This is a genomic window from Streptacidiphilus sp. MAP12-16 (assembly GCF_041262165.1).
Classification (GTDB): domain Bacteria; phylum Actinomycetota; class Actinomycetes; order Streptomycetales; family Streptomycetaceae; genus Streptacidiphilus.
The window spans coordinates 1-2,742 of sequence record NZ_JBGCBY010000072.1 but is presented as its reverse complement, the minus strand read 5'-3'; the positions used below and the strand labels follow the sequence as shown (position 1 = coordinate 2,742).

Below are 2,742 nucleotides of genomic sequence, written 5' to 3'. Positions count from 1 at the left end.
CACACCAGCCGACCGCCACACCTCCGCCAACGACACCATCACCGCCCACAACACCGGCTGAACCACATCAACCCGGTCAAGCCAACCCTCACCAGTCCGCCCCAACAGGACGTCCTCCAACGACCAGTCCACAAACGGCGCCAACGCCGCCCCACACTCCTGAATGTTCGCCCGGAACACCGGCGAACACTCCCACAACTCCACACCCATCAACGCCCACTGCGAACCCTGACCCGGGAAGACAAACACCACCTTCCCCGCAGAACCCACCACCCCCTGCACCACACCCGCCGCCGACTCACCCGAAGCCAACGCCCCCAGACCCCGCACAGCCGCCTCGCGACCACCCGCGACCACCACCGCCCGATGCCCGAAACCCGCCCGCGTCAAAGCCAGCGAATACCCCACATCAAGCAGCCCCACCTCAGGCCGCCCCTCAACAAACGACAACAACCGACCCGCCTGCCCACGCAAACCCGAAGCACTCTGCGCCGACAACACAAGAGGAACAACACTCCCCTCGTCCGGTCCGGCCACCGGAAGCGCTACCTCACCAGGAGCAGAGACGTACTCCAGGATGGTGTGGGCGTTGGTGCCGCTGATCCCGAAGGAGGACACCGCAGCCCGGCGCGGGCGTCCGGTCTCGGGCCACGGCCGCGCCTCGGTCAGCAGCTCCACCGCGCCCGAGGCCCAGTCCACCTGCGCCGACGGCTCATCCACGTGCAGCGTCCGCGGCAGCACCCCGTGCCGCATCGCCATCACCATCTTGATGATCCCGGCAACACCCGCGGCGGCCTGCGTGTGACCGATGTTCGACTTCAACGACCCGAGCCAAAGCGGCGACGCCTCGTCACGGTCCTGGCCGTACGTCGCCAGCAGAGCCTGCGCCTCGATCGGATCACCCAGCGTCGTACCCGTGCCGTGCGCCTCGACCGCGTCGACCTGATCCGCCGACAGGCGGGCATTGGCCAGCGCCTGCCGAATCACCCGCTGCTGCGACGGACCATTCGGCGCCGTCAAACCATTACTCGCACCATCCTGGTTCACCGCACTGCCACGCACCACCGCCAACACCGGATGCCCATTGCGGCGAGCATCCGACAGCCGCTCCACCAGCAGCATCCCGACACCCTCACCCCACCCAGTACCATCCGCCGACGACGAGAACGCCTTGCAACGCCCATCAGTTGAGAGGCCACGCTGGCGGCTGAAGTCGACGAAGGTCTCGGGGGTGGCCATCACCGTGACGCCGCCGGCCAGGGCCATGGTGCACTCGCCCTGCCGCAACGCCTGGATCGCCCAGTGCAACGCCACCAACGAGGACGAGCACGCCGTGTCCACCGTCACCGCCGGACCCTCAAGACCGAAGGTGTAGGCGACGCGACCCGAGGCGATGCTTCCCGAGACACCCGTGCCCAGGTAGCCCTCGACGCCGTCCGGCAGCTCACCGATACCTGTGGCGTAGTCGTGGTACATGACGCCCGCGAACACCCCGGTCCGGCTGCCCCGTACCGTGGCCGGGTCGATACCCGCCCGCTCGAACGCCTCCCACGAGGTCTCCAACAGCAACCGCTGCTGCGGATCCATCGCCAACGCCTCACGCGGCGAAATCCCGAAGAACTCGGGTTCGAAGAGGCCCGCGTCGTGCAGGAACCCGCCCTCACGGGTGTACGTCGTACCCTGATGATCCGGATCCGGGTGGTACAGACCCTCAAGATCCCAACCACGACCCGTCGGGAACCCGGAGATGGCGTCGCTGCCCCCGGCGACCAGCTGCCACAGGTCCTCCGGAGACTCCACCCCACCCGGGTACCGGCAGCTCATCCCCACGATCGCAATGGGTTCGTCGTCCGAGGTACCGACCGTCGCCACCGTGCTCGCGACGACGGCGTCCGCGTCGCTTCCGAGTAGTTCGGAGAGCAGGAACGCTGCCAGTGCCACGGGACTCGGATAGTCGAAGACCAGCGTCGCCGGAAGCCGCAGCCCCGTCACTGCGTTCAGCACGTTGCGCAGCTCAACGGCGGTCAGCGAGTCGAATCCGAGCTCCTTGAAGGCCCGACTCGACCCCACGGCACCCGCGTCCGTGTACCCCAACACCTCTGCCACCCGAGCACACACCAACTCCAGCAGCACCCGCTCACGCTCACCACTCGGCAACGCGAGCAGCTGTCCCACGAGCTCAGAACCGCCGGCACCACCGGAACGCGCGACACGGCGAGCCGGAACACGAACCAGTCCGCGCAGCAGCGCAGGCAGCAGCCCAGCGGCGGCCTGGGCCCGCAGGGCGACCAGATCGAGCCGCATCGGCACCAGCGCCGCATCTCCAGCAACGCCGGCGGCGTCGAAGAGGCTCAGGCCCTCCGCCGAGGACAGCCCCTGGACGCCGCCACGGTTCATCCGCTGGAGATCGACCGTGTCCAGGCTGCCGACCATGCCGCTGCTGTCGGCCCACGGGCCCCAGGCGAGCGAGGTGGCGGCCAGGCCCTGCGCGCGGCGCTGCTGCGCCAGCGCATCCAGGAACACATTCGCCGCAGCGTAGTTGCCCTGACCAGGGCTACTCAGAGCGCCTGCGGCGGAGGAGAAGAGCACGAACGCGGACAGGTCGAGGTCCGCGGTCAGCTCGTGCAGGTTCAGCGCCGCGTCCACTTTCGGCCGCAGCACGGCGTCGATCCGCTCCGGGGTGAGCGAAGAGACCACGCCGTCATCCAGCACACCCGCCGTATGCACCACACCCGTCAACGG

1 protein-coding gene is annotated in these 2,742 nt (G+C 68.5%); it reads right to left on the bottom strand.

Annotation, left to right across the window (positions count from 1 at the left end; genetic code table 11):
* Nucleotides 1-2,742: beta-ketoacyl synthase N-terminal-like domain-containing protein (locus tag ABIA33_RS37970; protein WP_370088796.1), on the bottom strand; the 2,742-nt coding region annotated here is incomplete at both ends.